Annotated in this window: 21 protein-coding genes; 13 read left to right on the top strand and 8 right to left on the bottom strand. The window is 70.3% G+C overall.

Translation table 11 applies throughout. From position 1 onward, the window contains the following. Positions 1–10 precede the first annotated feature (10 nt). The 3 genes from ACSHV8_RS48800 to ACSHV8_RS48790 all read left to right on the top strand — a co-directional run bounded on the left by ACSHV8_RS48800 (position 11) and on the right by ACSHV8_RS48790 (position 5,908). Entirely contained in the window at positions 11–4,219 is a 4,209-nt protein-coding gene (locus ACSHV8_RS48800) for an nSTAND1 domain-containing NTPase (protein WP_436527301.1), read from the top strand. Between the two features lie 112 nt (positions 4,220–4,331). After that, positions 4,332–5,186, top strand: coding sequence for a 2,3-dihydro-2,3-dihydroxybenzoate dehydrogenase (locus ACSHV8_RS48795; RefSeq protein WP_436527300.1), 855 nt, complete (start codon positions 4,332–4,334; stop codon positions 5,184–5,186). Between the two features lie 86 nt (positions 5,187–5,272). Beyond that, positions 5,273–5,908, top strand: coding sequence for an isochorismatase family protein (locus ACSHV8_RS48790; protein WP_436527299.1), 636 nt, complete (start codon positions 5,273–5,275; stop codon positions 5,906–5,908). A 336-nt stretch (positions 5,909–6,244) separates the two neighbouring features. On the opposite strand, the gene ACSHV8_RS48785 is transcribed toward ACSHV8_RS48790, so the two are convergent. Both ACSHV8_RS48785 and ACSHV8_RS48780 read right to left on the bottom strand, forming a co-directional pair. After that, complete coding sequence (locus tag ACSHV8_RS48785; RefSeq protein ID WP_436527298.1) at positions 6,245–6,883, bottom strand: 4'-phosphopantetheinyl transferase family protein; 639 nt, start codon at positions 6,881–6,883, stop codon at positions 6,245–6,247. 4 nt (positions 6,884–6,887) lie between these two features. Continuing rightward, entirely contained in the window at positions 6,888–7,865 is a 978-nt protein-coding gene (locus ACSHV8_RS48780; RefSeq protein WP_436527297.1) for a LacI family DNA-binding transcriptional regulator, read from the bottom strand. A gap of 62 nt (positions 7,866–7,927) precedes the next feature. Here ACSHV8_RS48780 and ACSHV8_RS48775 point away from each other — a divergent pair, with 62 nt between their 5' ends. The 3 genes from ACSHV8_RS48775 (at position 7,928) to ACSHV8_RS48765 (ending at position 9,176) form a co-directional block, all read left to right on the top strand. After that, the gene (locus tag ACSHV8_RS48775) at positions 7,928–8,581 is read left to right on the top strand and encodes an HAD family hydrolase (protein WP_436527296.1); all 654 of its coding nucleotides are present in this window, start codon (positions 7,928–7,930) and stop codon (positions 8,579–8,581) included. Positions 8,582–8,745: 164 nt separating this feature from the next. Then, a complete protein-coding gene (locus ACSHV8_RS48770; RefSeq protein ID WP_436527295.1) occupies positions 8,746–8,958 on the top strand; it encodes a type II toxin-antitoxin system HicB family antitoxin in 213 nt (70 codons plus the stop codon). After that, positions 8,958–9,176: a type II toxin-antitoxin system HicA family toxin gene (locus ACSHV8_RS48765; protein ID WP_436527294.1), complete on the top strand. Its 219-nt coding sequence runs from the start codon at positions 8,958–8,960 to the stop codon at positions 9,174–9,176. The genes ACSHV8_RS48770 and ACSHV8_RS48765 overlap by 1 nt, the downstream gene beginning before the upstream one ends. A gap of 13 nt (positions 9,177–9,189) precedes the next feature. Here the strand turns inward: ACSHV8_RS48765 and ACSHV8_RS48760 are convergent, their stop codons facing one another. After that, complete coding sequence (locus ACSHV8_RS48760; protein ID WP_436537328.1) at positions 9,190–10,179, bottom strand: LacI family DNA-binding transcriptional regulator; 990 nt, start codon at positions 10,177–10,179, stop codon at positions 9,190–9,192. Positions 10,180–10,321: 142 nt separating this feature from the next. On the opposite strand from ACSHV8_RS48760, the gene ACSHV8_RS48755 reads away from it, so the two are divergent. The 6 genes from ACSHV8_RS48755 to ACSHV8_RS48730 all read left to right on the top strand — a co-directional run bounded on the left by ACSHV8_RS48755 (position 10,322) and on the right by ACSHV8_RS48730 (position 17,543). Beyond that, entirely contained in the window at positions 10,322–11,551 is a 1,230-nt protein-coding gene (locus ACSHV8_RS48755; protein WP_436527293.1) for a sugar ABC transporter substrate-binding protein, read from the top strand. Continuing rightward, positions 11,548–12,474 carry a carbohydrate ABC transporter permease gene (locus ACSHV8_RS48750; RefSeq protein WP_436527292.1) on the top strand — a complete coding sequence of 309 codons (927 nt, stop codon included), beginning with the start codon at positions 11,548–11,550 and terminating at the stop codon, positions 12,472–12,474. The genes ACSHV8_RS48755 and ACSHV8_RS48750 overlap by 4 nt, the downstream gene beginning before the upstream one ends. Beyond that, a complete protein-coding gene (locus ACSHV8_RS48745; protein ID WP_436527291.1) occupies positions 12,467–13,276 on the top strand; it encodes a carbohydrate ABC transporter permease in 810 nt (269 codons plus the stop codon). The genes ACSHV8_RS48750 and ACSHV8_RS48745 overlap by 8 nt, the downstream gene beginning before the upstream one ends. A 37-nt stretch (positions 13,277–13,313) precedes the next feature. Next, positions 13,314–15,164: a glycoside hydrolase family 127 protein gene (locus ACSHV8_RS48740; RefSeq protein WP_436527290.1), complete on the top strand. Its 1,851-nt coding sequence runs from the start codon at positions 13,314–13,316 to the stop codon at positions 15,162–15,164. A gap of 3 nt (positions 15,165–15,167) precedes the next feature. Continuing rightward, a complete protein-coding gene (locus ACSHV8_RS48735) occupies positions 15,168–16,841 on the top strand; it encodes a CBM35 domain-containing protein (RefSeq protein WP_436527289.1) in 1,674 nt (557 codons plus the stop codon). Positions 16,842–16,967: 126 nt separating this feature from the next. After that, positions 16,968–17,543 (top strand): hypothetical protein, encoded by a 576-nt coding sequence (locus ACSHV8_RS48730; RefSeq protein ID WP_436527288.1) that lies wholly within the window; start codon positions 16,968–16,970, stop codon positions 17,541–17,543. A 72-nt stretch (positions 17,544–17,615) separates the two neighbouring features. Here the strand turns inward: ACSHV8_RS48730 and ACSHV8_RS48725 are convergent, their stop codons facing one another. Both ACSHV8_RS48725 and ACSHV8_RS48720 read right to left on the bottom strand, forming a co-directional pair. Beyond that, positions 17,616–18,455 carry a hypothetical protein gene (locus ACSHV8_RS48725; RefSeq protein ID WP_436527287.1) on the bottom strand — a complete coding sequence of 280 codons (840 nt, stop codon included), beginning with the start codon at positions 18,453–18,455 and terminating at the stop codon, positions 17,616–17,618. Next, positions 18,452–18,958 (bottom strand): SigE family RNA polymerase sigma factor, encoded by a 507-nt coding sequence (locus ACSHV8_RS48720; protein ID WP_436527286.1) that lies wholly within the window; start codon positions 18,956–18,958, stop codon positions 18,452–18,454. Before ACSHV8_RS48720 ends, ACSHV8_RS48725 begins: the two co-directional genes overlap by 4 nt. 223 nt (positions 18,959–19,181) lie before the next feature. Here ACSHV8_RS48720 and ACSHV8_RS48715 point away from each other — a divergent pair, with 223 nt between their 5' ends. Further along, positions 19,182–20,177, top strand: coding sequence for a phosphatidylinositol-specific phospholipase C (locus ACSHV8_RS48715; protein ID WP_436537326.1), 996 nt, complete (start codon positions 19,182–19,184; stop codon positions 20,175–20,177). On the opposite strand, the gene ACSHV8_RS48710 is transcribed toward ACSHV8_RS48715, so the two are convergent. The 3 genes from ACSHV8_RS48710 to ACSHV8_RS48700 all read right to left on the bottom strand — a co-directional run bounded on the left by ACSHV8_RS48710 (position 20,174) and on the right by ACSHV8_RS48700 (position 25,205). Beyond that, on the bottom strand, positions 20,174–22,612 hold the full coding sequence (locus ACSHV8_RS48710) for a glycogen/starch/alpha-glucan phosphorylase (protein WP_436527285.1): 2,439 nt from the start codon (positions 22,610–22,612) through the stop codon (positions 20,174–20,176). The two genes, ACSHV8_RS48715 and ACSHV8_RS48710, sit on opposite strands and share 4 nt — an antisense overlap. Positions 22,613–22,841: 229 nt before the next feature. Then, positions 22,842–24,533, bottom strand: coding sequence for a hypothetical protein (locus ACSHV8_RS48705; protein ID WP_436527284.1), 1,692 nt, complete (start codon positions 24,531–24,533; stop codon positions 22,842–22,844). 243 nt (positions 24,534–24,776) lie between these two features. Further along, on the bottom strand, positions 24,777–25,205 hold the full coding sequence (locus tag ACSHV8_RS48700; protein ID WP_436527283.1) for an SRPBCC family protein: 429 nt from the start codon (positions 25,203–25,205) through the stop codon (positions 24,777–24,779). Positions 25,206–25,215: the final 10 nt, after the last annotated feature.

The following is a 25,215-nucleotide window of genomic DNA, read 5'->3' as shown; positions in this document are numbered from 1 at the left end:
GACGGCCGCCGTGCACGAGCCCGAAAACACCCCCGAGCCGGCCGAGCGTGCTCGGCGCGGCGTGCGGTCCTGGGTCCGGGAGACCGGCCGGCGCGCGCGGGATCGGGCGCGCGGCGCCAGTCCGTACGCGATCCTGGCCTTTCTCACCGCCTCGGCGGTGGCCCCGATCGCCGGGGCCGGGCTGGGCGTCTCGGCCGAGTTCGCCGTGGCCCTGGCCCAGCTCGGTGGTCTGGGCAGCAACTTCCTGGCCGACTCCCTGGCCGGCACCGCCCAGCGGCTGCGCGGGACCGGCCCGATCACCGAGCAGCAGTGGCGCGACGCGGTCGCGGCCGATCTGATTCCGCTGCTCGACGCCGGTGACACCCGCAGCCGGCAGTTGCAGGCCGAGGTCTCCGCGGTGCTGCACGAGATCGACGCGGTCGCCACCGCGCTGACCGAGGCCGCCACCTCGGACGAGGATCTGCGCCGGCAGCTGGAGCAGGTCTTCGAGGAGCTGGGCAGCGACGTCGGGGCGCTGCACTGGATGGTCGGTGACGTGCGACGGTCCATCGACGACCTGCGGCAGCAGTTCGCCGGGCAGACGTTCCTGTTGCATCAGCAGCTGGAGCAGGTCCGGCGGCAGCTCGTCGCGGTGAACCGGGAGCCGTCCCCGCCCCCGCCGATGACCGCTTCCGCCGTGTCGCCCTATCCCGGGCTGGCCGCGTTCCAGCCGTCCGACGCGCCGCTGTTCCGCGGGCGCGAGGCGCAGGTGGCCGCGTTGCTGGCCCGCCTGAGTGAGCAGGTCGTGGGCGGTCCGGCCCTGGTCGTCACCGGGGTCTCCGGCGCCGGGAAGTCCTCGCTGCTGCGCGCCGGTCTGCTTCCGGCGATCGGCGCGGGCCGTCTGGGTCCGGACGCGGCGACCTGGCCCTGGATCCTGTTGACGCCCGGCCCCACTCCCCTGCGCGACCTGGTCAGGGAAGTCGTCGGCGTGGCCGGGTTCGAGACCGCCACCCGGGGCAGAGAAGCGGCCCAGGCCGAGGAGGCGGCCCAGGAAGAGTCGCCGGCTCGGATCGAGAAGCTGGTCGAGGAGGTGCGGCGGGAGCCGGCGCGGCTCGGGAAGCTGACCGGCGAGCGACGGCCAGTGATCGTCGTCGACCAGTTCGAGGAGCTGTTCACCCAGTGCCCGGACCCGGCCGAGCGGCTCGCCTTCGCGGCGGCGCTGACCCGGGCCGCGCCCGCGCTGGTGGTGATCGCCGTCCGGTCGGACTTCTATCCGGCCTGTGTCGAGCTGCCGCCACTGGCCGAGCTGCTCGCCGCCGGCCACGTGGTGCTCGGGCCGCTGGACGCCGAGGAGCTGCGCCGGGCCGTGGTCGAGCCCGCCGAGCAGGCCGGCCTCAAGGTCGACCCGGGCCTGCCCGAGCTGATGCTGCGGGATCTCGGCCAGGATGCCCTGGACACCACGACCGCCGCCGGGAGCTACGACCCGGGCGCGTTGCCCCTGCTGGCGCACGCATTGCGGGCGACCTGGGAGCGCCGCGACGGCGACCGGCTCACCGTCGATGCCTATCGGAAGACCGGCGGCATTCGGTACGCGGTGGCCGAGACCGCCGAGCGCATCTACCTCGACCTGGAGCCCGGCGACCGGGCCGCCCTGCGCGGGGCGCTGCTCTCGCTGGTCACGGTGACCGGCAACGGCACGGTCGTCCGCCGGCGTGGGGAACGAACCTCCGGCGACTCCCGGGTGCTGGACCGCCTGGTCGCCGAGCGCCTGGTGACCGCCGGGACGGACACCGTCGAGATCAGCCATGAGGCGCTGCTGACCGGCTGGCCGCGGCTGGCCGGCTGGGTCGAGGAGGCCCGGACCGACCTGGCCCTGCGGCAGCGGGTCGTCGAGGCCGCCGAGGACTGGGATCGTTCCGGCCGCGACCCGGATCTGCTGCTCCGGGGCTCGCGACTGCTGGCCGCCCGGGAGCGTTTCACCGACGCGAGTGTGCTCCCGGCTCCGGCCCCGGATTTCCTGGCCGCCGGCACCGAGGCGGCCGAGCGCGACGAGTCGGCCCGGCGCCGGGCCACGGGACGGCTGCGCCGCCTGGCCGTGGGCTTGACCGTCGCGTTGCTGCTGGCCGTGGCCGGTGGCCTGGTCGCCGTCGACAAGCAGCGGGTCGCCTCCGAGAAACAGCGGGAAGCCCAGGACAGCCGCCGGGTGACCAGCTCCCGGCAGTTCGCCGCGGAGTCGGTCAACGCGCTGGACCGGGACGAGATCCTGGCCGTGCGGAAGGCGCTGGACGGCTGGCAGGAGTCGCCGACCGTCGAGGCCCGGGGCGCGCTGCTCTCCGCGCAGATGGTCAACTCGCTCGGCACGCTCGGCTCCGAGCACGGCGGCACGGCGGCGGCGTTCAGCCCGGACGGCAAGCGGATCGCCATCGGCTATCGGGACGGGGTCGTCCGGCTCTGGGACACCGGGACGTATGAGCAGATCGGTGAGCCGATGGTGCCGCCGAAGAAGGAGGTCCAGCGGGACACGGCGTCGGTGGCGTTCTCCGCGGACGGCCGGTTCCTGCTCTCCAGCACTCTCGCGATCAGCGGCCTGCAGGTCTGGGACGCCACGAGCGGCAAGCTGCTCCGGACCCTGCCGGGCGGCGCGGCGGCGGCCTGGCTGCCCGGCACCTCGACCCTGGTGGCGACCCGCACCGACACCACGGCGGCCGACTTCCAGCTGGGTTTCTGGGATGCGGCCACCGGCCGGCTCACCAGGTCGATGCCGGTCGGTAAGTACTTCGCCTACGACCTCGCGATCAGCCGCGACGGGAAGTATGTGGCGGTCGGTAAGGACATGCAGTCCCCGGCCCAGGTCTGGCGGTTGAGCGACGGGCGCCTGGTGACCACAGTTCCGGACACCGTGCACGTCGCGTTCGCGCCGGACGGCACGCTCGTCGGCGGCAACCGGCTCGGTCAGCTCGCGCAGTGGGAGATCCCCTCCGGCAAGCGGCTGCGCACGATGCTGCCGGACACCGACACTCCGGGCGCCAGCCGCATCGTGGTCACCGCCGACAGCCGGGTGGTCGTCAACAACGGTTTCCGGACGGTCGCGATGTTCTCGCTGACCGACGGTTCGAAGACGATCCAGGACACCGGGCTGGCGACGTATCCCGTCCCGGCCGCCTCACCGGACGGCAAGCTCGTCGCGGTGACCGGGGTGGACGGGCCGACCGCCGTGTTCCGCCGCGCGACGACCTGGCTGCCGCACGACGGGCTGGTGCTCGGCAGCGCGTTCTCGCCGGACGGCCGGCAGCTGGCCACCGCCGCCGACGACGGCCTGGTCCGGATCTGGGACGTGACCTCCCGGAACCTGGTCCGGGCGGTCAGCACCACCGGTAAGCCGGGCAAGGTCGCCTTCGCGGCCGGCGGCACCCTGGTGGACGCCACCGGGGACCATCGGCTCGAAGTGCGGGAGGCCTCGACCGGACGGCTGCTGGAGACCGTGCCCCTTGCCGGGCTGCAGTCCGATCTCGTCGTCTCGCCGGACGGTTCGCTGGTCGCGGTCTCGACCACCCAGTCCCCGGCCGACGTCTTCGTTCCCGGCGCCGACCCGCTGCAGTCGAGGCAGATCCTGGTCTACGACGTGGTCCGGCGGGAGGTGCGCGCCCGGTTCCAACCCCGGCAGGACCCGTACGCGCTGGCGTTCAGTGCCGACGGCACCACCCTGATGGCCACGCTGACCTCCCACGGCGGCGACTTCGTCTTCGCGTCGGTCCTCCAGCTCTACCGCGTGGGTGACTTCGCCGAGGCCCGCGCCTATAAACTCGGGAACTATCAGGCGCTCGACCTGTCGGTCTCGGCCGCCGACGGGACGGTTGCGGTGACCGGGACGAGCGGGTTCGTGGAGGTCCGGAGCGCGGACGGCGCCCGATCGCTCTGGACGACCGCTACGCAGGTTCAGCAGGTCGACGCCGCCGAGTTCTCGCCGGACGGGCGGACGCTCGCGTCGACCGACTTCAACGGGCGCGTCCACCTGTGGGACACCCGCAGCCGGTCGCCGATCGCCACGCTGACCGGGCACGGCGACCGTTCGAGTTCACTGTCGTTCTCGCCGGACGGCAAACTGCTGGCGAGCTCCGGTTTCGACTACACGTTCGGGGTCTGGCGGCTCGACAACGCCGAGGTCATCGCCGATCTGTGCCGGATCGCCGTGGTCGCCTCCCGCAACGACGGGGGGCGACTCTCACCACTGTGCGGCTAGGCCACAGTGAGCCGGTCCACGCTGTCGCGACATTCGTCCCGATGCTAGGTTAGCCTAACCTAACAGTGAACGGAGCCGATGGCATGACCGTGCCCTTGGACGGAAAAAAAGCATGAGCGCGTACGGGATGTCCGGCCGCACCGCGATCGTGACCGGCGCGGCACAGGGCATCGGTCGCGCGGTCGCGCTGGCCCTGGCCGCCGAGGGCGTCCGCGTGCTCGCCGCCGATCTCCGCAAGCCCGAGCCGAGGGACACGCCGATCAGGCCCGAGCCGGGGAGCGCGCCGCTCAGCCCCGAACCGGGGAGCGCGGCGATCGAACCGGGGCTGGAGGACGCGCTGATCGAGCCTGGGCCGGGGAGCGGGCTGATCGAGGCGTACGAGGCTGATGTGACCGATGTGGATCAGGTGCAGGCCATGGTCGACAGCGTCGACGGGCCGATCGATCTGCTGGTCAACGTGGCCGGTGTTCTGCACCTGGGTGACGTGGTGGACCTGGCCGACGACGACTGGGCGCATACGTTTGCCGTCAACACGACCGGGGTGTTCAACGTCAGCCGGGCGGTCGCCCGGCGGATGAAGCCCCGCGGCGAGGGCGCGATCGTGACCGTCTCGTCCAACGCGGCCGGGGTGCCGCGTGCCGGGATGGCTGCCTACGCCGCGTCCAAGGCTGCGAGCACGATGTTCACCAAGTGCCTCGGGCTGGAGCTGGCTCCGCACGGGATTCGCTGCAACGTGGTCGCGCCCGGCTCGACCGATACGCCGATGCAGCGGGCGCTGTGGGACGGCGATGACGCCTCGGCGGTGCTGACCGGGAATCCGGGGGCGTTCCGGGTGGGGATTCCGCTGGGGCGGATCGCCGAACCGGAGGACGTCGCCGAGGCGGTGCTGTTCCTGGCCTCCGATCGGGCCCGGCACATCACCATGCATGACCTCTATGTGGACGGCGGCGCGACGCTACGCGCCTGACCGACCAAGCACCGTGTCACATAAAGAGTCGCGTCCGGGGAAGGCGCATCACCGAGCGCTGAACCGGCCGATCGGAAAGGCTGACCATGCTCCCCCGCATCAATCCCTACCTGGTGCCGTCCGGGTTCTCCCGGGCCGGCGGCAAGGTCCAGTGGCGCGTCGAGCCGGCGAGGGCCGCGCTGCTCGTGCACGACATGCAGAACTACTTCCTGGCGCCCTTCGGGACCGACAACGCCCTGCTCCGTCAGGTGGTCGCCAACATCGCCCAGCTGCGTGAGTACGCGGGGCGGGCCGGGATCCCGGTCTTCTTCTCGGCCCAGCCGGGCGGGCAGAGCCGCGAGGAGCGCGGACTGCTGCAGGACTTCTGGGGCGACGGGCCGCCGGCCGATCCGAAGGGCCTGGCGATCACCGGTGAGCTGACGCCGGGGCCGGGCGATGTGGTGCTGACCAAGCGGCGGTACAGCGCGTTCGTCGGCACGGACTTCGCCGACCAGTTGAAGCAGCGCGACCAGCTGATCATCACCGGGGTGTACGCGCACATCGGGGTGATGGCGACGGCGCTGGACGCGTTCATGCGCGGCATCCAGCCGTTCGTGGTCACCGATGCCGTGGCCGACTTCAGCCCGGCCCATCACGCCGACGCGCTGCGTCACGTGCAGACGCGCTGCGGCGTGGTCGCGCCGACCGCCGAACTCACGGCCGATCTGCTGGCCCCGGCCTGAACCGCCCGGTCAGGGCGGCACCGAGCCCGAACCGGCCGGCCCGCCGAACGGATCCGCCGCCCTGACCACGCCCAGCCCACAACCTGGACGAACAGCACTGCCCTGACCGCGCCCACCCACGGCTCGGGTGCGGAGCGACTTCGGCCGTGGGCGGGTTTGTTGCTCTGACCGCAACCACCCGACCACATCGCCCTTGCGGGCCTCGCGTTCTGGCCGCGCCAGCGGCCTGCGAGGGTCGGAAGGGTCCCCGCGGGAGCGACGATCCGGACCACGGCGGACCTGGGCAATGAAGAATTTGATCTTCAAAAAGCCGCCGCCGACGAAAGCGCCGCCCGATCAGATACGGACAGCGGTGACGATCAGCCCTTGGTCGATCAGGAAGCGGCCGGGCATCTCGCGCAGCGAGGGCGGCGCGTCGATCAGCACGTGCCCGACGAACGTGCCCGCCTCCGGATCGATGGCCAGCGATGCATCCTCGAAGCCCAACCACCGCCCGGTCAGCGGAAACCACGCCTTGTAGATCGACTCCTTGGCGCTGAACAGCAGGCGATCCCAGTTGATCTCCGGGTGGCTCACCGCGAGCCGCGCCAGCAGATCGCGGTCGGCCGGCGTCGTCACCGACCCCAGCACTCGCGGCGGTAGCGGCTCGTGTGGTTCGGCGTCGATGCCGAGGCTGGAGATCTCGCTGGTCCGGGCGACGGCGGCGGCCCGGAAGCCGGCGCAGTGGGTGATGCTGCCGGCCACCCCGGAGGGCCAGAGGGGTTCGCGGCGTTCCCCGCGCAGGATCGGCCCCGGGGCATGACCAAGAGCGGTCAGCGCCTCGCGGGCGCAGCGGCGCGCGGTCAGGATCTCGCGGCGGCGACCGGGCGCCGTGTTCGCGATCAGCGACTCCTCGCCGGGGTAGCAGGCCTCGTCCGGATCGTCGGCGAAGGCGACCGCCGAACGCACCGGGTGGGGCAGCAACTGATCAAGCACGGTCTCATCTTTCCAGGGCGACGGACGAATCCCGGATCACCAGCCGGGGCGGATGCCGGTGCAGGCCGGGCGCCGGGTCGCCGTCGATCGCGGCCAGCAGCAGGCCGGCGGCGGTCCGGCCGAGCCCGGCGAGGTCCATGTCCACACTGGTCAGCGGCGGCCGGCTGGCTTCGGCGATGACGTCCCAGTTGTCGAAACCGGTCACCGCGATGTCCCGCCGGGCCTCCCGGAACGCCTCGGCCAGACCTCGCGCGATCTGGTCGTTGCCGCCGACCACGCCGTCGAAGTCGAGGCTCTGGGCGAGCAGCAGCCCGGCCGCGCGCCGGCCCCACGCCTCGCTCCACTCGCCGAAGAGCGGCGCGGTCGCCAGATCGGTGAGGGCCGCGGCCCGCACCCGCGCCGAATGGTGGTGCTCCGGGCCGGTGACGTGCACCAACCTGGCCCGGCCGGCGCTGCGCAGGTGGTCGGCGGCGAGCCGGATGCCGGCCGCCTCGTCCGGGACGACCGAGCAGTCGGCCGGGTCGGTGGAGCTGATGAACGCGTAGACCACCGGCACCGGCAGGTCGGTGCCGATCGGCGGCCGCGTCCCGGCCCGGCGGCCGGTCACGACGATCCCGTCGACCCGGCGGCTGAGCAGGACCCGCAGGTGGTGCCGCTCCCGGATCGGGTCGTCGCGCGCATCGCAGAGCAGCACCGACACCTGGCCGGCGCCGAGGATGTCCTCGGCGCCGATGAGCAGCGGGATGCTGAACCGGCCGATGGTGTCCGTGGTGATCATGCCGACCGTGTACGTCCGGTCGCCGTGCAGGCTGCGTGCCGCCTGGTTGGGCCGGAAGTCGAGCTGCTCGGCGGCCTGCCGCACCCGGGCCACGGTTTCCGCGCGCAGCGAGCCGCGCCCGTTCAACGCCTTGGAGGCGGTCCCGACCGAGACTCCGGCCAGCGCCGCGACATCACGGATGGTGGCCGGCCGGGGAGGGGACATCAGAGGAACCTACTACGCTGCCCGGTCCCGGGTTGCCCGGCCGTGCACCTACCCTGACATCCGTGATCCGCGCCGTGGTCGTCGACGTCGACGACACTCTCTGCCTGACCGAAGCCGCCTCGTTCGCGCTGGAGAACGACGTCCTGGCCGCGATGGGCCGCCCGCCGATGCCCCGCGACGTGCACCTGGCCACCTGGGGCGAGACCCTGCTGGACGCCATGCCGCACCGCTCCCCCGGCGTCGACCTGGACCGTTTCGCGGGCCTTTTCCCGGAGTGGCACCAGCGGTATCTTGCCGACGGCCGCCTCGACGTCATCCCGCCGGAGAACCTCCAGGCCCTCGACGAACTGATCCGTAACGGTCACACGGTCCTGCTCCTGACCTCCCGCACCGCGTCCGAGGTCGGCCACCTCCTCGACCCCGGCCACGTCCTCGCCGGCCGCGTCACCGGCGCCTACCACCAGGGCAACACGCGCTTCCGCAAACCCGACCCGCGCGTCTTCGACGAACTGCTGGCCGAGACCGGACTCGCCCCTGACCAGTGCGTCTACGTCGGCGACTCCCCCGGCGACGCCCTCGCCGCGGGCGGCGCCGGCATCCGGTTCATCGCCTGCCTGCAGAGCGGCGTGCGCCGCCTCGCCGACTTCCGGCCCGACTACGTATCCGCAGCGGTCGACACGTTCCCGGAGATCGTTTCCGCGATCAAAAACCTCTGAAAACCTTTTATTGCCTAGGTCCGCCGGGGTGCAGACCGTCGCTCCCGCGGGGACCCTTCCGGGCTTCGCAGGCCGCTGGCGCGGCCAGAACGCAAAGCCCTCCAGGGCGACGTCCGCGGGTGGCTAAGCTCAGATCTTGCTCCGGGCGGGGATATCGTTGCGACGTGGCAGAGATTCGTACCGTTACCGTGCCGATCGTGGTCGAGCAGGACGAGGACGGCGTGTGGTGCGCGCACGCCCAACTGCGCCCCGGCGTCGGCGCTCACGGGGAGGGCGACACCGAAGAGGCCGCCCTCGACGACCTCCGCGAGGCGCTCCTCGGGCTTATCGAGGAGTTCGGCGTCCCGCGAGAGCTGTCCGTCACCGTGGCCGCCTGATGCCGCCGGTTCCGTCGCTTCCCGGCACCCGCATCGTCCGGGCGCTGGAGCGGCACGGCTTCAAGGTCGCCCGGATCAGCGGCAGTCACCACATCCTGCGTCACCCGGACGGACGCGGCACCACGGTTCCGGTCCACCACGGCCGGGACGTCGCCAAAGGCACCCTGCGCGGCATCCTCAACGATGTCGGCCTTTCGATCGAGGAGCTCGGCGCCTAGCCCCGGGGGCGGGTCAGCGGGTGGCGGTGGACTCGCGGGGGACGAGGCGGCCGGGGCGGGTGATCGGGCCGTGGGCCGGGTGGCCGTTGATGGCGGCCAGCAGGACTTCGGCGGCGGTGCGGCCGATGCCCTCCAGGTCCATGTCGATGCTGGTCAGGGCCGGGCGGCAGGCGTCGACCATGACGTCCCAGTTGTCGAAGCCGACCAGGGCGACCTGGCCGGGGACGTCGCGGCCGGCTTCGCGGAGGCCTTCGGCGACGCCGCGGGCTATCTGGTCGTTGCCGCAGAAGACGGCGTCGAAGTCGACGCCGCCGGCGAGCAGCATGCCGGCGGCCTGGCGGCCCCACGCCTCGGTCCATTCGCCGTGCAGGACCGGGGCCGCGAGGTCGACCTGGGAGGCGGCGGCCGCGGCGCGGACCTGGGCCGAGTGGTGGTGTTCGGGGCCGGTGACGTGGGCGATCCTGCGGCGGCCGGTGTCGAGCAGGTGGCGGATGGCGCGGCGGGCGCCGTCGGCCTCGTCGGGGACGACCGAGCAGTCGTCCGGGTCGGTGGAGCTGATGAACGCGTAGACGACCGGCACGGGTAGTCCGGCCCCGATCGGTGCGCGCGCCTGGGTCCGGCGGCCGGTCACGATGATCCCGTCGACCTTGCGGCCCAGCAGCGTCCGCAGGTAGTACTGCTCCCGGATCGGGTCGTCCCGGGCGTCGCACAGGAACACCGACATCTGTCCGGCCCCGAGCGCGTCCTCGGCGCCGATGAGCAGCGGGATGCTGAACCGGCCGATGGTGTCCGTGGTGATCATGCCGACGGTGTACGTGCGCCCGGTCTGCAACGACCGCGCAGCCGCGTTGACCACGAATCCGAGCTGGTCAGCGGCTTGTTGCACGCGTTGGCGGGTCTCCGGGCGCATGGTTCCGCGCCCGTTGAGCGCCTTCGAGGCCGTACCTGTGGAAACCCCCGCGAGGGCGGCGACCTCGCTGATCGTGGCGCCGCGTCGATCGATGCTCAGAGTTTCCTCCCAGGTTTCCTTCGCCCCGTGTAATGCGACGGTAACTTCCTATTGACAGGCCCGCAAGGTCGTCCTTAGCGTCTAGGCAATCGTTTTCCTTGAGTTTCCCCCACCACGCTCTCGAGGGGTAACAACCATGAACATCCGAGGCCTCGGCGCCGCCCTCGCGGTCACCTCCTGCCTGCTGACCGCTTGCTCGTCCGGCGGAGACGGCGGAGACGCCACTTCGTCCAAGGCGACGAACTACACGATCTGGGACCCGTACCCGCAGTTCGACGACAGCTCGGACTGGGTGAAGCTGCTGACCAAGTGCGGCACCGACGCCGGGGTCACGGTCAAGCGCACCGGCTACGACACCACCGACCTGACCAACAAGGCGCTGCTCGCCGCCCAGCAGAACAACTCCCCGGACGTGCTGATCGTCGACAACCCGGTGGTCTCGACGCTGGCCGAGGCCGGGGTGCTCACCACCACCGACGAGATGAAGATCGACACGTCGGCCGTCTCGCCGAACCTGCTCGCCGCCGGGCAGCAGGGCGGTAAGACGTACGGGATCCCGATCGGCGCCAACACGCTGGCGCTCTACTACAACAAGAAGGTCCTGGACGCGGCCAAGGTCGACCCGTCGACGATCAAGGACTGGGCGTCGCTGACCGCCGCGCTGACCAAGGTGAAGACGGCCGGCAAGAAGGGCATCACGTTCTCGGCGATCGGCACCGAGGAGGGCAGCTTCCAGTTCCTGCCCTGGTTCTGGGGTTCCGGCGCGAACCTGACCCAGCTCGACTCGCCGCAGGGCGTGGCCGCGCTGACGCTCTGGACCGACTGGCTGAAGAACGGCTACGCGCCCAACTCGGTGCTCAACAACACGCAGACCACCAGCTGGCAGGAGTTCGCCGCCGGGGACTTCGCGTTCAGCGAGAACGGCACGTGGCAGCTGGCCAATGCCAAGAAGACCGGTTTCGAGTACGGGATCATCCCGATCCCGTCGCAGGCCGGCGGCACCGCCCCGGCACCGACCGGTGGCGAGTTCGTCACCGCGCCGGTCCAGTCGGACACCGGCAAGTACGCCACCACGCAGAAGATCGTCTCGTGCCTGACCAGCGCCGACAACGCCCTGACGACGGACACGACGCTGTCCTACGTGGCGGCCACCGACGCCGTACAGCAGAAGCAGGTCGCGGCGAATCCGGAGCTGAAGGTCTGGGTCGAGGCGGTGCAGGCGGCCAAGGGCCGGACCAGTGACGACCTCGGCACCAAGTACCCGAAGATCTCCCAGCCGATGTGGGGCGCGTTCCAGGCCGCACTCTCCGGATCGAAGAACCCGCAGCAGGCGATGACCGACGCCCAGGGCGCGGCGGGCAAGTGACGACGCACGCGGAAACGCTCGTCCGGACCCGGGGTGCCTCCCGGGTCCGGCGGGCCCGGGGACAGTGGGCGGCCTGGGCGTTCCTCGCCCCGGTGATCATCTACCTGGTCGCGTTCTACGCCTACCCGCTCTACCGGAATCTCGACCTGAGTCTGCGGCACTACACGGTCCGATCGTTCGTGCAGGGGGACGCGCCGTTCTCCGGGGCGGACAACTATCGGACCGTCTTCGACGACTCGACGTTCCTGCCGGCACTGCTGCACACGATGATCTTCACGTTCGCCAGCATCGCGGTGCAGTTCGCGCTCGGGCTGGCGCTGGCGGTCTTCTTCACCCAGCACTTCAAGCTTTCGGCGACGTTGCGGGCGTTGTTCCTCGTACCGTGGTTGCTGCCGTTGATCGTCTCGGCGTCGACCTGGTCCTGGATGTTGAACAGTGACTCCGGGATCGTGAATTACGCCCTGAACCTCGTCGGCGTGGACCAGATCAACTGGCTGACCTCGCCGGACTGGGCGCTGACCAGCGTGATCATCGCGAACATCTGGATCGGGATCCCGTTCAACCTGGTGATCCTCTACAGCGGGCTGCAGGGCATCCCGGGCGAGATCTACGAGGCGGCGGCCCTGGACGGCGCGAGCGGCTGGCAGCGGTTCTGGCGGGTCACGTTCCCGCTGCTGAGGCCGGTCTCGGCGATCACGTTGCTGCTCGGGCTGGTCTACACGCTGAAGGTGTTCGACCTGATCTGGATCATGACGAAGGGCGGGCCGACCGATGCGTCGACGACCCTGGCCACCTGGTCCTACCGGCTGTCGTTCGGGAACCTGCTGCCCGAGTTCGGGCCGGGCGCCGCGGTCGGCAACCTGCTGATCATCATCGCCCTCTTCTTCGGGCTGCTCTACATCCGGAGGCAGCGCCGTGACTAAGCCCCTGAAGACCGTGATCGGCGTGATCCTGACGGCGATCATGCTGTTCCCGGTCTACTGGATGATCAACGTGTCCTTCACCAAGGACACCGACATGCGCGCCGACCCACCGCATCTGTTCCCGTGGAACGGGACCCTGGAGGGCTATCGGGCTGTGCTGGACCAGCAGATGCCGTACCTGGGAACCAGTCTTTTGATTGGTCTCGGCACCGTGCTCTTGACCTTGGTCCTGGCCGCGCCGGCCGGATTCGCCCTGGCCAAGCTGCGTCCGCGCGGCACCGGGGCGCTCAACTTCGTGCTGCTCATCGCGCAGATGATCCCCGGAATCATCATGGCGATGGGGTTCTACGCCATCTACCTGCGGGCCGGCGTGCTCAACACGGTGCCCGGGCTGATCCTGGCCGACTCGACCATCGCGGTCCCGTTCGGCGTGCTGATCTTCACGGCCTTCATGTCCGGCATCCCGGACGAACTGCTCAACGCCGCGTCGATCGACGGCGCCTCGAAGTTCCGGACGTTCCGCTCGGTGATCCTGCCGGTGTCACGCAACGCGATCGTCACGGTCAGCCTGTTCGCCTTCCTGTGGGCCTGGTCCGACTTCGTCTTCGCCACCACGCTCGACGGCGGCGGTGAGTACCAGCCCATCACGCTCGGCATCTACCACTACATCGGCAACAACAACCAGCAGTGGAACGCCATCATGGCCACCGCCGTGATCGCGTCCATCCCGGCGACGTTGCTACTCATCGTCGCCCAGCGTTACGTCGCCGCCGGTGTTACCGCCGGCGCGGTCAAGGATTGAGGAAAACCCCGTGATGGACGCTTCGTACGGCCCCGTCGTGCCCACCTCCCGTGCCGTCTCCGCGCTGCGGCCGCTGCCGCGCGACGCGGTGGCGCTGCGGCCGGAGAGCCTGTTCGGCGGCTGGCAGGCCCGTAACGCCGCCGCGACCCTGCCGCACTGCGTCTCGCAGCTCGACGAATACGGCAACCTGGCCAACCTGCGCCGGGTCACCGGGGACAGCGGTGCGGAGTTCCGCGGGTTCTGGTTTGCCGACTCCGATGTGTACAAGACGCTGGAAGCGGCCCTGTGGCTGGGCGACAAGTCCGGATTTGTCGCTGAAATCGGTGCCTTGCTGGAAAAGGCGCAGGACGCTGATGGCTATCTCGACTCGTACTACCAGGTCGACAACCGCGACAAGCAGTGGAGCGAGCTGCACTTCAGCCACGAAATGTACTGCGCGGGGCACCTGTTCCAGGCCGCCGTCGCGGCGGCTCGCAGCGACGATTCCGCCGCTCCGCAAATAGTCGGAGTAGCCCGGAAATTCGCGGACTTGCTGGTACGCCGGTTCGGCGACTCCCCCGAGGTCGACGGCCACCCCGAGGTCGAGACCGCGCTCGTCGAGCTCTACCGCGTGACCGGCCACCGGCCGTACCTCGATCTGGCCGCCCGGTTTGTCGAGAACCGCGGCCACGGCGTCCTCGGCGAGGGCCGTTTCGGGCCGCGCTATTTCCAGGATCACGAACCGCTGAGAGACACGGCCGAGGTCACCGGTCACGTCGTCCGGCAGGTGTACCTGCTGGCCGGCGCGGTCGACGTCGCCGTCGAGACGGGCGACGCCGCGCTGCTGGAGGCGGCCGAACGGTTGTGGGACTCGGCACTGTCCAGCCGCACCTACATCACCGGCGGCCAGGGCTCACGCCACCGCGACGAGGCGTTCGGCGACCCCTACGAGCTGCCGCCGGACCGCGCGTACGCGGAATCCTGCGCCGCGATCGGCAGCTTCCAGTGGGCCTGGCGGCTGCTGCTGGCCACCGGGAAGGCGAAGTACGCCGACGAGATGGAACGGCTGATCCACAACGGCATCGCCGGGAGCACGGGGCTCGACGGCGCCACCTTCTTCTACTCCAACCCGCTGCAGCTGCGGACCGGGCACGACGGCTCCCACGAGGACGCCCCCTCGCAGCGTCTGCCCTGGTACTCGTGCGCCTGCTGCCCGCCCAACCTGGCCCGGCTGATGGCCTCGCTGGACAACTACGCCGCCACCGGCGACCCGGGCGGGCTGCAGCTGCACCTGTACACGGCGGGCACGTTCCGGGCCGGCGGCCACGCGGTCGACGTGCGCACCCGGTACCCGTGGGACGAGACGATCACGGTGACGATCACCGAGGTCGGGCCCGGCCCGTGGACGCTGGCGCTGCGGATCCCGGCCTGGTGCGGCGACGCCCGGCTGACCGTGAACGGCGAGGTGGTGGCCGCCGAGGCGGGATACGTCCGGCTCACCCGGACCTGGCTGGTCGGTGATCGGGTCGAACTGACCCTGGTCATGCTGCCGCGCCTGATCGCCGCCCACCCGCGGGTCGACGCCGTCCGCGGCTCGGCCGCCGTCGTCCGCGGCCCGATCGTCTACTGCCTGGAACACGCGGACGCCCCCGAGGGCGTGGCGTTCGAGGACCTGGAACTCGACACGTCCGCCCCGCTGCAGGTCAGCCGCGATCCGGACGGCCTCGCACCGGTGCTGCTGAAGGTTCCGCTGCGCGCCCGCCCCACCGACACCCCGCATCTCTACCGGCCCCTCCCGGCCCCGGCCCGCGCCACTGCACCGGTGGCCGTGACCGCCATCCCCTACTACCTCTGGGCCAACCGGGAGCCGGGTCCGATGCGGGTGTTCATCCCCCTATCCGAGAGGTGACCCATGCGCCGCTCCGTAGTACCCGTCCTGCTACTCGTCGCCGCCGGGCTGTTCGTCCCCAGCCCGGCGTCGGCCGCCGGTAACACCCTCACCGTCAACGTCGGCACGACCGTCCGTCCGGTCACGCACGTCGCCTCCGGTGGTCTCTACGCCGTCAGCGCCTCCACCCAGGTTCCGCCGGCGCTCCATCTCAACCATCTGACCCAGCCGCCGTACGGCGTCCAGCAGCTCGGCAACGGCGCGACCGTCCCGTGCTGCGACGGCCTGGAGGTGGCCGGCAAGGTGACCAGTGCCGGCGCCCAGCAGTTCTGGCGCCTGCCCGACATCTACAAGGACTTCCCGTACCGGTGGGTGAGCTGGTCCGACTGGGAGTCGAAGGTCCGCACGATGGTCAACGCGCGCCTGGGCGCCACGACCACCACGAACATCGACGGCTACGAGCTGTGGAACGAGCCCGACTGGACCTGGAACACCGGCTCGGCGGGCGCTTTCAACGCCGGCTGGACCCGCACCTACCAGCTGATCCGCACGCTCGACACGGTCACCCCGATCGTCGGGCCGAGCTACTCGACCTACAACCACGACTGGATGGTCGCGTTCCTGACCAACGCCAAGAACACCGGCACGCTGCCCGACGTGACCGTCTGGCACGAGCTGGACGTGCACAGCTACAACAACGTGGCCGCGCACGTGGCCGACTACCGGGCGATCGAATCGTCCCTCGGCATCTCGGCGCGACCGATCTCGATCAACGAGTACGCGTCGCCCGACCAGGTCGACATCCCCAGCGTGGCCGCGCACTACATGGCCGTCTTCGAGCGGAACGGGATCCGGGACGCCGAACGCGCCTACTGGTACGAGGCCGGGACGCTGAACGGGCTGCTCTACAACAACTCGCCGACCGCCACCTACTGGGCCTACAAGTGGTACGGCGACATGGCCGGCACCATCGTCCAGACCGTCCCGCAGTCCTGGCTGGACGGGGTGGCCGCGTACGACAGCACCCGCAGGATCGTGAACGTGGTCTTCGGCGGTGACAGCGGAGCCAACACCGTCAAGGTCAACGGGCTGGCCGCGCTCGGCTCGCAGGTCAGCGTGACCCTGTCCCGGACCGGCACGACCGGGCGGACCACGGCGTCGACCGCCTCGGTGGTCTCGACCACGACGTACACGGTGTCGAACGGCAGCATCACGGTGCCGGTGTCCGGAATGGACGCTCTTGCCGCTTACCAGCTGCTGATCACGCCGACGTCCGGGGTCTCCACCTGGCAGCAGCGCTACGAGGCGGAGAACGCGACCGCGGTCAACGCCAACCGCTTCTCGTCGTCGTCGGCCTCCAACGGTGGCTACGTCGGCCAGATCGACGGATCGGCCAACATGCGCAACCAGTCGTTCGTCGACTTCGTCGTCAACGTGCCGGCCGCGCGGGCCTACACGATGACCATCGGGTACGCCAACGCGACCGGGGCTACCTCGACGCAGGGGCTGGCCTGGAACGGCGGGGCGTTCCAGACGATCTCGTACCCGCCGACCTCGGCCTGGGGCGTCTTCGGCTCGACGGTCAGCACCTCGGTGACGCTCAAGGCCGGGTACAACGTGATCCGCCTGGCCAAGGGGTCGCCGAACTTCGCCGGGGGCACCGGGTACGCCGAGCTCGACTACATCAACCTGGCCTGACGATCCCCCTGTACGCCGGGCCGGGCGGTCCGGCGTACAGGGTCATAGCCGACGAAATCGACCCGCCGGCCGAACGCCGGACGCCTACGATCAGGGGAACGGCAACCGTCGTGAGCGAGGAGAACGATGCTGCGCACCGCAGTGCCGGTCCTGTCGGCCGCCACGTTGCTGCTGACCGGGGCGACGAGTGCCCGGGCCGATGGCCAGGCCAGGCTTCAGTGCCCGGAAGTGAGCAACGAGCCGGCCTACACGGTGACCGGGACGCCGTATTTCCTGCAGGACAACAGCAGGACGGTGTCGACCTACCTGTATCCCAACCAGTCGATCTCCTGGCGCGGGGTCAGGCCGCTCACCTTCATCTGGGAGATCGGGGACGTCCCGGTCGAGGAGGCCGCCGCCGTGCTCGCCGCCGCCAGGTTGAAGCTGGATCCGACGATCAGCGATTCCTACACGTGGATCGGCGACAGCACGGTGACCGAGAACAACACCTCGAGCACGGCATACGTGGCGCGGCTCGGCCAGATGGGCTGGAAGATCACCGCCGTGAAGAGCTGGGTGGCGGCCCCGTGCACACCCAGGACGACGACCTTCGTCGTCAAAGCGCCACACCGCGCCGGGCTGGCCGTCGGGCGCGAGCCCGTGTGCCCCGAGCCCATCGGCACGGCCCCGTGCGGCGCGGCCTGCACGATCCGGCCCTGCTGAACGGCGACGCGCCGGCCATGGCCGTACCAAATCCGGATTTTTCCTGGCGAAGCGGACCGCGAGGTGAGGCCGCTAGCTGGTGGGGAAGAAATTGCCGTAGACGTCGAGCTGCTGGCCGGACCCGGTGGTCGCCGTCGCCTCGTAGGTGTCGCCGCCCGCATTGCGGCCCCCGGCCGGGTACGAGTACCTGGCCGTGAACGTGTACGTCCCCGGCGCCACCTCGTCGGCCGAGGCCAGCGTGAACGTGTAGAGCAGCGCGTCCGTTTCCGCGGTCACGGCGCTGGTCACGCTGGCGCCCGGAACGGATTTGGTGCCGCCGCGGGAGACCAGACCGGGCGTCTCGGCGACCCGGACGGTGACCTGCAGCGCGGTCAGTTTCTCGGTCGTCTTCAGCGTGATCACCCCGGCGCCCTGGGTGTCGCCGCTGGCCGGGTCGATCGAGCCGTCCGACCAGAGCGGGCCCTGCTGGACCTGGGTGTTGCCGGGCTGCCCCTTGGTCAGGGCCGGTGCCGGTGAGGTCGGCTTCTGGCTGGTGGGCGCGGTGGTCACGACCGGCGGCCGGCTGTGGGCCGGGGAGGCCGACGAGACCGCGGCCGAGGGAGACGATGACAGCGCCGTCGTCGGCGACGGCGCGACCGTCGTCGGTGTGGTCACCGGAACCGGGACGACCGGGGTCGCGTCGTTCCGGTCGGAGGAGCCGGCCAGCGCCCACTGCGCCGCGAATCCGCCCCCGCCGAAGAGGGTGACCAGCCCGGCGACGAAGGCCAGCCGCAGCTTGCCCGACCGCCGGGCCGGGGCCGGGTCGGTCATGGCGGCCGACGTGATCCGGGCCAGCATCACCTCCCGGTCGGGCTGGTGGAGGGCCGCCTCGGAGCGCAGCAACGACCGCAACTGGTCATCGGAAAGACTCATCGGGCCGCCTCCCATCCGTCGAACCGGGCGACCGATCCGCCCAGCAGTTCGGCCAGCTGCTTCGCACCCCGCGACGTGGCACTCTTCACCGCGCCGACCGAGATGCCGAGGGTCGCGGCGACCTCCCGCTCGGACAGGTCGAACGCATAGCGCAAGACTACGCAGGCCCGTCGCCTATGCGGTAATTTGCGCAGCGCGCCCCGGACGTCGACGATCGCCGGCACGTCCCGGGCGTCCTGGTCACGGCCCGAGGTCCCGAACGAGAGCAGCCGTTCCCGGGATCGACGCCGGACCCACTGGCGGGCCAGGTTCATCAGGATGCCGTGTCCGTAAGCGATCGGGTCGTCGGCCGCCTGTACACGTTCCCAGTGCCGCCAGACCTCGGTCAACGCGTCGGCCGCGAGGTCGTCGGCGGCGGCCGACTCCCCGGTCATCAGGTAGGCCAGTCGCGACAGCGAGGCGTGATGGCGCTCGAAGTACGCGCGGAACGCGTCGTCGCGCATCAGCACCCCTCTGAAAACTTTTTCCGGACCGGCCGACGGTAGAGATCAGGATGCTGCGCTGGCAAGCTCTGACCGGCCGATGAGACGTGATCATCAGGCCGGATGCGGGGATGACGCTTTCCCGCCGGTCCGGCCACTGTCCCGAGGACACCGACCCTTGTCAATCTTTGCCGGTGACTTCCCGACCGCCGTACCTATAGATAATCTTCGACGCGTGAAGCGAATGATCGCCGCGATGGGCGTCCTGGTCCTGGGTCTGCTGGTGACGCCGTCGGTGGCGAGCGCGGCCGACGCCTCCTACCGGACCTTGAGCACGGCGAGCCACCCCGACTGGATGCGCGCCCTGCCCGATTCCCGCAGCCTGGCCGCCCTCTCCATCCCGGGCACCCACGAGACGCTGGCCATCCACGGCGGCGCCTGGACGCAGACCCAGGAGGACTTCGGCGACAGCGCGGCCACCCTGACCGCGCAGCTCAACGCCGGGATCCGCATGATCGACCTCCGGGCCCGGGTGAACACCGGCAACACGTTCACCATCCACCACGGCGCGACGTACCAGAACGCGAACTTCGACGACGTGCTGAACAAACTGGCCGCGTTCCTCGGCGCGCACCCCGGCGAGAGCGTGGTCGTGCGGTTGAAGCAGGAGTGCACGGGCGAGATCGGCTCGTGCACCGACGCGTCGGGACAGTCGGGCTTCGCCGACATCTTCGACGCGTACGTGAGCAAACGCCCCACCCTGTTCTGGACGCCGTCGGTGACCAGGTCGGCCGGCGCCGCCACCCCGGCGCTCGGGCAGATCCGCGGCAAGGTGGTGCTGGCCGTGCTGAACGGCCCGCGCGGCGGCGTGATCGAGCACTACGGGCTGGCCCAGTTCGCCGGCTGGCACGACGGGTCGTCGACGTACGTGCAGGACGAGTACAACGTGCCCAACCTCGGGGCGATCGCCACCAAGCGCGACCAGGTCCGCCGTTTCCTGGACGCGACCAGCGCGGCCGACCCGTCGCTGATGTACGTCAACTTCGCCAGCGGGGCCGGCGTGTTCGCCCAGCCCCAGTCGGTGGCCGGCGGATCGCTGGGGGTGCAGGGCGTGAATCCGTTCCTGCTGACCTATCTGAACGAGGGTCCGGAGGTGCACACGCCGGTGGTCCGCACCGGGGCCGTCATGCTCGACTTCCCCGGTGGCGGACTCATCGACAAGATCCTGACCTACAACTAGCTCTCGCGCGGAACCGCGACCGGCTCCACTCGCCAGATCCGGGCGGCGTAGTCCGCGACCGTCCGGTCCGACGAGAAGAACCCGCTCTGCGCGGTGTTCAGGATCGACATCCGGGACCAGCGGGCCGGGTCCCGCCAGGCCCGCTCGACCTCCTCCTGAGCGTCCAGGTAGGACCGGAAGTCGGCCAGCGTCAGGTACTCGTCCCAGCCGAGCAGCGATTCGGCCACCTCCCGGCCGACCCCGCCGAACGTGCCGGCCAGGATCGAGTCGATGGCGTTCTTCAGTTCGGTGTCCCGGTCGTAGTGCTCGCGCGGCCGGTACCCGGCGTTCTGCACCTCGGCCGCTTGGAACGCGTCCAGCCCGAAGAGGAAGAAGTTCTCCTCGCCGACCCGGGCCCGGATCTCGATGTTGGCCCCGTCCAGCGTGCCCACGGTGAGCGCGCCGTTGAGGGCCAGCTTCATGTTGCCGGTGCCGCTGGCCTCCTTGCCGGCCAGCGAGATCTGCTCGCTCAGGTCGGCCGCGGGCACGATCTGCTCGGCCAGGGTCACGTTGTAGTTCTCGGCAAAAACGATCTTGAGGTACGGCGCCACGACCGGATCGGACGCAATGGTCGCCCCGACCGCGTTGATCAGCCGGATGATGCTCTTCGCGGCGTGATAGGCCGGCGCCGCCTTCCCGGCGAACAGCACGGTCCGCGGCACCCAGTCCCCGGTCGGGTTGGCCCGGATCCGGTGGAACATGGTGATCACGTGCAGCAGTTTGAGCTGCTGCCGCTTGTACTCGTGGAACCGCTTGATCATCACGTCGGTGAGCGAGTCCGGGTCGCCGGCGCCCAGATCCACCTTGTTGGCCCGTTTCACCGCCCGCCAGCGCTCGACGAACGCCGCGTCGTCGGCCAGCCGTTCCAGCCCGGCCAGGCGTTCCAGGTCGTTGAGCCAGCCGTCGTCGCCGAGCCCGTCGGTGATCAGATCGGAGAGCCGCGGGTTGGCCAGCTTGACGAACCGGCGCGGCGAGACCCCGTTGGTGACGTTCTGGAATTTGGCCGGCCACAGGGCCGCGAAGTCCTGCAGCACGGTCTCCCGCAGCAGCTTGGAGTGCAGTTCGGCGACCCCGTTGACGGCCTCGGTGCCGACCACCGCGAGATGCGCCATCCGGACCCGGCGCTCGTTGCCCTCCGAGATGATCGACATCCGCCGGATGCGGTCGACGTCGCCCGGGAAACGCTCCTCGACCTCGCGCAGGAACAGCATGTTGATCAGGTAGATGATCTCCAGGTGTCGCGGGAGCAGCCGCTCGAACAGATGCACCGGCCAGGTTTCGAGCGCCTCCGGCAGCAGCGTGTGGCACGTGTAGGCGAACGTGCTCCGAGTGATCGCCCAGGCCCGGTCCCAGTCCAGCTCGTACTCGTCGACCAGCAGCCGCATCAGCTCCGGGATGGCGATCGTCGGGTGCGTGTCGTTGAGCTGGATGACCGTCTTCTCGGCGAAGTCGTCCCAGCCCTCGTTGCGCAGCCGGAACCGCCGGATGATGTCCCGCAGCGAGCACGAAACCAGGAAGTACTGCTGCTTGAGCCGCAGCTCACGGCCCAGTTCGGTGCTGTCGTCGGGGTAGAGGACCTTGCTGATGTTCTCGGCCCGGACCGCCTCCTGGACGGCCTCGGCGTACTGCCCGGCCGAGAACCGCGACAGGTCGAACGACGCCTCGCTGCCCCGCGCCCGCCACAGCCGCACGATGTTCACGGTCTCGGTCCCGTACCCCGGAACCAGCATGTGGCTGGGCTCGCCGAGCACGATCTCGCCGGGCACCCAGCGCTTGCGGATCTCCGAACCGGCGACCGGCTCGGTGTGACCGTAGAAGTGCACGATCTGCCGATCGTCGGGGGCCGGGAACTCCCACGGATTGCCCTGGAAGGCCCAGTCGTCCGGCCGCTCGGCCTGCGCGCCGTCCTCCAGGGACTGCTTGAAGATGCCGAAGTCGTAGCGGATGCCGTACCCCACGGCCGGAATGTCCCGGGTGGCCATCGAGTCGACCAGGCAGGCGGCGAGCCGCCCGAGACCACCGTTGCCGAGCCCCGGCTCCACGTCCAGGTCGTCGAGCTCCTCCATCGAACGCCCGAGCACCTTGATCGCCTGGGCGGCCAGCTCGCCGGTGCCGGAGTAGAGCAGATTCTGTTCCAGCTGGGCGCCGAGCAGATATTCCGCGGACAGGTAGTAGACCCATCGAGGATTGCTGGCGAAGTGCGCCGCCGCGGTGCGGGCCCGGCGATCGGCCAGCCGGTCGCGGACGGTGAGGGCCAGCGCCTCGTACGCGTCCCGCGGGCTGGCCGACTCCACCGTGGTGCCCCTGCGGTAGTAGAGGCTGCTCAGCAGATCCTGTTGGAACTCGTCCGCGGTGGTGCCCAGTCGTCGCAGACCGATGCCTTGGCGAAGATCCATGCGGCCCATTCTGCCGCGACGACGTTTCCAGTGGCTGACGTTCCCCATTCCACCGGAAGAAGCTCAACCCCAGAAGATCAACTTCAAGGCCTTCATTGCCTGTGTCCGCCGTGGTCAAGACCGTCGCTCCCGCGGGGACCCTTCCGGTCTGAGCAGGGCGCTGGCGCGCCCAGGACGCTCAGCCCGAAAGGGCGACGTGGTCGGGTGGTTGCGGTCAGAGCAGAAAATCTCAGAAGGTGTGGAAGCCGATCCCGCGGGTGACCACGAACGTGGTGGTGGTCTTGCCCTTGCCGTAGGACCGGATCACGACGTCGGCCGCCGGGACCCGGACGCCGAAGGCCGGGAAGTGCCAGCCGCCGATCGGACTGGTCTTGCCCCGGACGACGCCCGACACCCGCCCGGTCGTGGTCACGGTCAGCAGGTAACCGGCCGGGTTCCGGAACGTCAGCTTGGTGCCGCCGGCCTTCCCGGACTCCAGTGTCCAGCTCGGGTCGAGATGCCAGTGCTGCTGCCAGGAGCTCACCCGGGAGAACAGGTCGGTCACCACCATGCGGTGCGCGTCCCGGTTGACGTTGACGTTGCGCGAGTGCGGCGTGTTGTAGATGTCGTCCACGATCGTCCAGGCGTGCGCGGAGGCCTGCACGGTCGCCGCCGACAGCCGCGCGGTCTTGCCGGACTTCACCGCGCCCCCGGTCGGGATCGCCACGTTGTGGCTGGCCGGCCCGATCTGCCAGGTGTTCCAGGCCGAGGTCCGGTCGTAGTTGTACTTGCCCGGCCCGACGAGCACCCGCGTGCCCAGGGTCGACCAGGTGACGCCGCCGGCCCGGTCCTCCTGGCCGTGCGCGCGGCGCGGCGGCCCGTAGCGGACCGTGTAGTAGCTGGTCACCCGGTCGGTCCAGGACCACCGGCCGATCACGGTCCCGGTCTGGTCGTCACGCAGCGTCCGCGCCGTCGAGTTACCGGCCCGGCCGGGGCTCTCCTCGGAGTCACCGATCTGCACGATCTTGCCGTCCGGCTCGGTCTCCCAGGCGAACGCGTTCCAGGCCGCGTCGACCGCCTTCTGCAGCGTGGCCGCGGCCGCCGCGGTACCGGGCGACGCGGCCAGCACCGTGGCCGCCTGCCCCCACAGGTTCGCGTTGACACCCTGGTAGCCGGAGGCCTGCTCGTACGACAGCCCCATCTTCGAGAAGGCCAGCGGCGCCTCCGCGGTCATCCGCCTGACCGCGGTCGCCTTCCAGTCCGCCCGGCCCAGCAGGTCACCGGCGCGGACGAGCTGCAGGTTGGCCATCAGCCCGTGATTGTGCACCGGATAGTTCGGCGGCCCGTAATAACGCTTGCCCAGCAGCACCGCCGCGTCGGCCGCCATCCCCGGCGCCAGTTCGTCGGCGTGGGTCAGGGCGTACAGGCAGTTCTCGCTCTCCAACCGGCGCAGCGCGGTCCCCTCGTCCCAGCCCGACGCGTTCGTCCCCGGGTCCGGATCGGCCCGGTGGAACTGCACCGCCTGAGCCACCAGCGCGGCCAGCGACTGCTGCTGATCATCCTGGGCGGCCCGCCGCGCCAGCGACTTCATCCACATCAGACCCTGGAAGTCAAGCCGCCAGGACGGATCCGCGACCGGCGGATTCTTCCACGTCGCGGCACTGACCTGACCCACCGTGAACGGCGCCGCGGTCCCGATCCGGACCACGATCGGCACACCGTCCGGCACCGGATCGGAAGCCGCCGCCCCGCAGCCGGCGGTTGAGGTCGGATCGTCCGGATCAGCGGCGATCCCGAACGCCGGCCCGATCGCGGTCAGATCGTCGTAGGTCGCGGGATCCACCGGCATGACGTGTGGATCGTCGGCCCGAGCCGCGACCGGATCCACGAACACGACGCCCACGGCCAGCGCCACCGTGACCAGCGCCCGGATTGTCCTCATCTGGCATCCACACACCGTTCCGCCTAGCGGCGACCGGCATCCCCGCCCGTTGTCGATCGCCTCCCGGCCGCCATTGCACCAGGAGGATATTCATGAATTCAAGATTTCTTATGCCCCACGGCCCTAATACTTCCGTCCATTTCTTGCCCCCGATCATCCGATCCCGGCCCGACGCCACCATCATGCCGAGCAGGCCCCGGCCGCGCAGCGAGATACACGGGCGCCGATGGGCGGGTGGCGATGCTAAGTGGTCATGCGGCGGGTGAGCTCGGTGGCTCGGTACTGCTGGACGGAACGGGCCTGATTCAGCACGAAGCGGCGCAGGCCGAGCGGCGCGGTGACCGCGATCGACTCGGTGACCTCGGTGCCGGCGACACCCGGAACCAGGGCGACCCGGGAGTTCAGGGTGACGAAGCCGGGGCTGCGGACCGCACTGGTGATCGTGTGACCGTCGGTGGAACCGGTCATGGTGACGCGGATCGGGTTGTTCCAGTGGAACGGGCCGAAGTCGAAGCGCTCCACCGCGACGTACGCGATCGAGGAATTGCTCGGACGGATGTCGCGAACCTCGACGACCAGCGGCGACAGCCCGATGTAGCTGCGCGGATCGATCAGGTGGGCGTAGATCCGGGCGGCCGGCGCGGCGACCGTGAAAGAGTGCGCGAACTCCATGATCGCGCAC

Source organism: Actinoplanes sp. HUAS TT8 (assembly GCF_051380535.1).
Classification (GTDB): Bacteria; Actinomycetota; Actinomycetes; order Mycobacteriales; family Micromonosporaceae; genus Actinoplanes.
This window is presented reverse-complemented; position numbering and strand designations above follow the sequence as displayed.

Coding starts and splice junctions, on each gene's coding strand:
- ACSHV8_RS48795 (WP_436527300.1), top strand. CDS start 4,332: ATGAGCGCGTACGGGATGTCCGGCCGCACCGCGATCGTGACCGGCGCG.
- ACSHV8_RS48790 (WP_436527299.1), top strand. CDS start 5,273: ATGCTCCCCCGCATCAATCCCTACCTGGTGCCGTCCGGGTTCTCCCGG.
- ACSHV8_RS48780 (WP_436527297.1), bottom strand. CDS start 7,865: ATGTCCCCTCCCCGGCCGGCCACCATCCGTGATGTCGCGGCGCTGGCC.
- ACSHV8_RS48765 (WP_436527294.1), top strand. CDS start 8,958: ATGCCGCCGGTTCCGTCGCTTCCCGGCACCCGCATCGTCCGGGCGCTG.
- ACSHV8_RS48755 (WP_436527293.1), top strand. CDS start 10,322: ATGAACATCCGAGGCCTCGGCGCCGCCCTCGCGGTCACCTCCTGCCTG.
- ACSHV8_RS48735 (WP_436527289.1), top strand. CDS start 15,168: ATGCGCCGCTCCGTAGTACCCGTCCTGCTACTCGTCGCCGCCGGGCTG.
- ACSHV8_RS48730 (WP_436527288.1), top strand. CDS start 16,968: ATGCTGCGCACCGCAGTGCCGGTCCTGTCGGCCGCCACGTTGCTGCTG.
- ACSHV8_RS48725 (WP_436527287.1), bottom strand. CDS start 18,455: ATGAGTCTTTCCGATGACCAGTTGCGGTCGTTGCTGCGCTCCGAGGCG.
- ACSHV8_RS48720 (WP_436527286.1), bottom strand. CDS start 18,958: ATGCGCGACGACGCGTTCCGCGCGTACTTCGAGCGCCATCACGCCTCG.
- ACSHV8_RS48715 (WP_436537326.1), top strand. CDS start 19,182: ATGATCGCCGCGATGGGCGTCCTGGTCCTGGGTCTGCTGGTGACGCCG.
- ACSHV8_RS48710 (WP_436527285.1), bottom strand. CDS start 22,612: ATGGATCTTCGCCAAGGCATCGGTCTGCGACGACTGGGCACCACCGCG.
- ACSHV8_RS48705 (WP_436527284.1), bottom strand. CDS start 24,533: ATGAGGACAATCCGGGCGCTGGTCACGGTGGCGCTGGCCGTGGGCGTC.
- ACSHV8_RS48700 (WP_436527283.1), bottom strand. CDS start 25,205: ATGGAGTTCGCGCACTCTTTCACGGTCGCCGCGCCGGCCGCCCGGATC.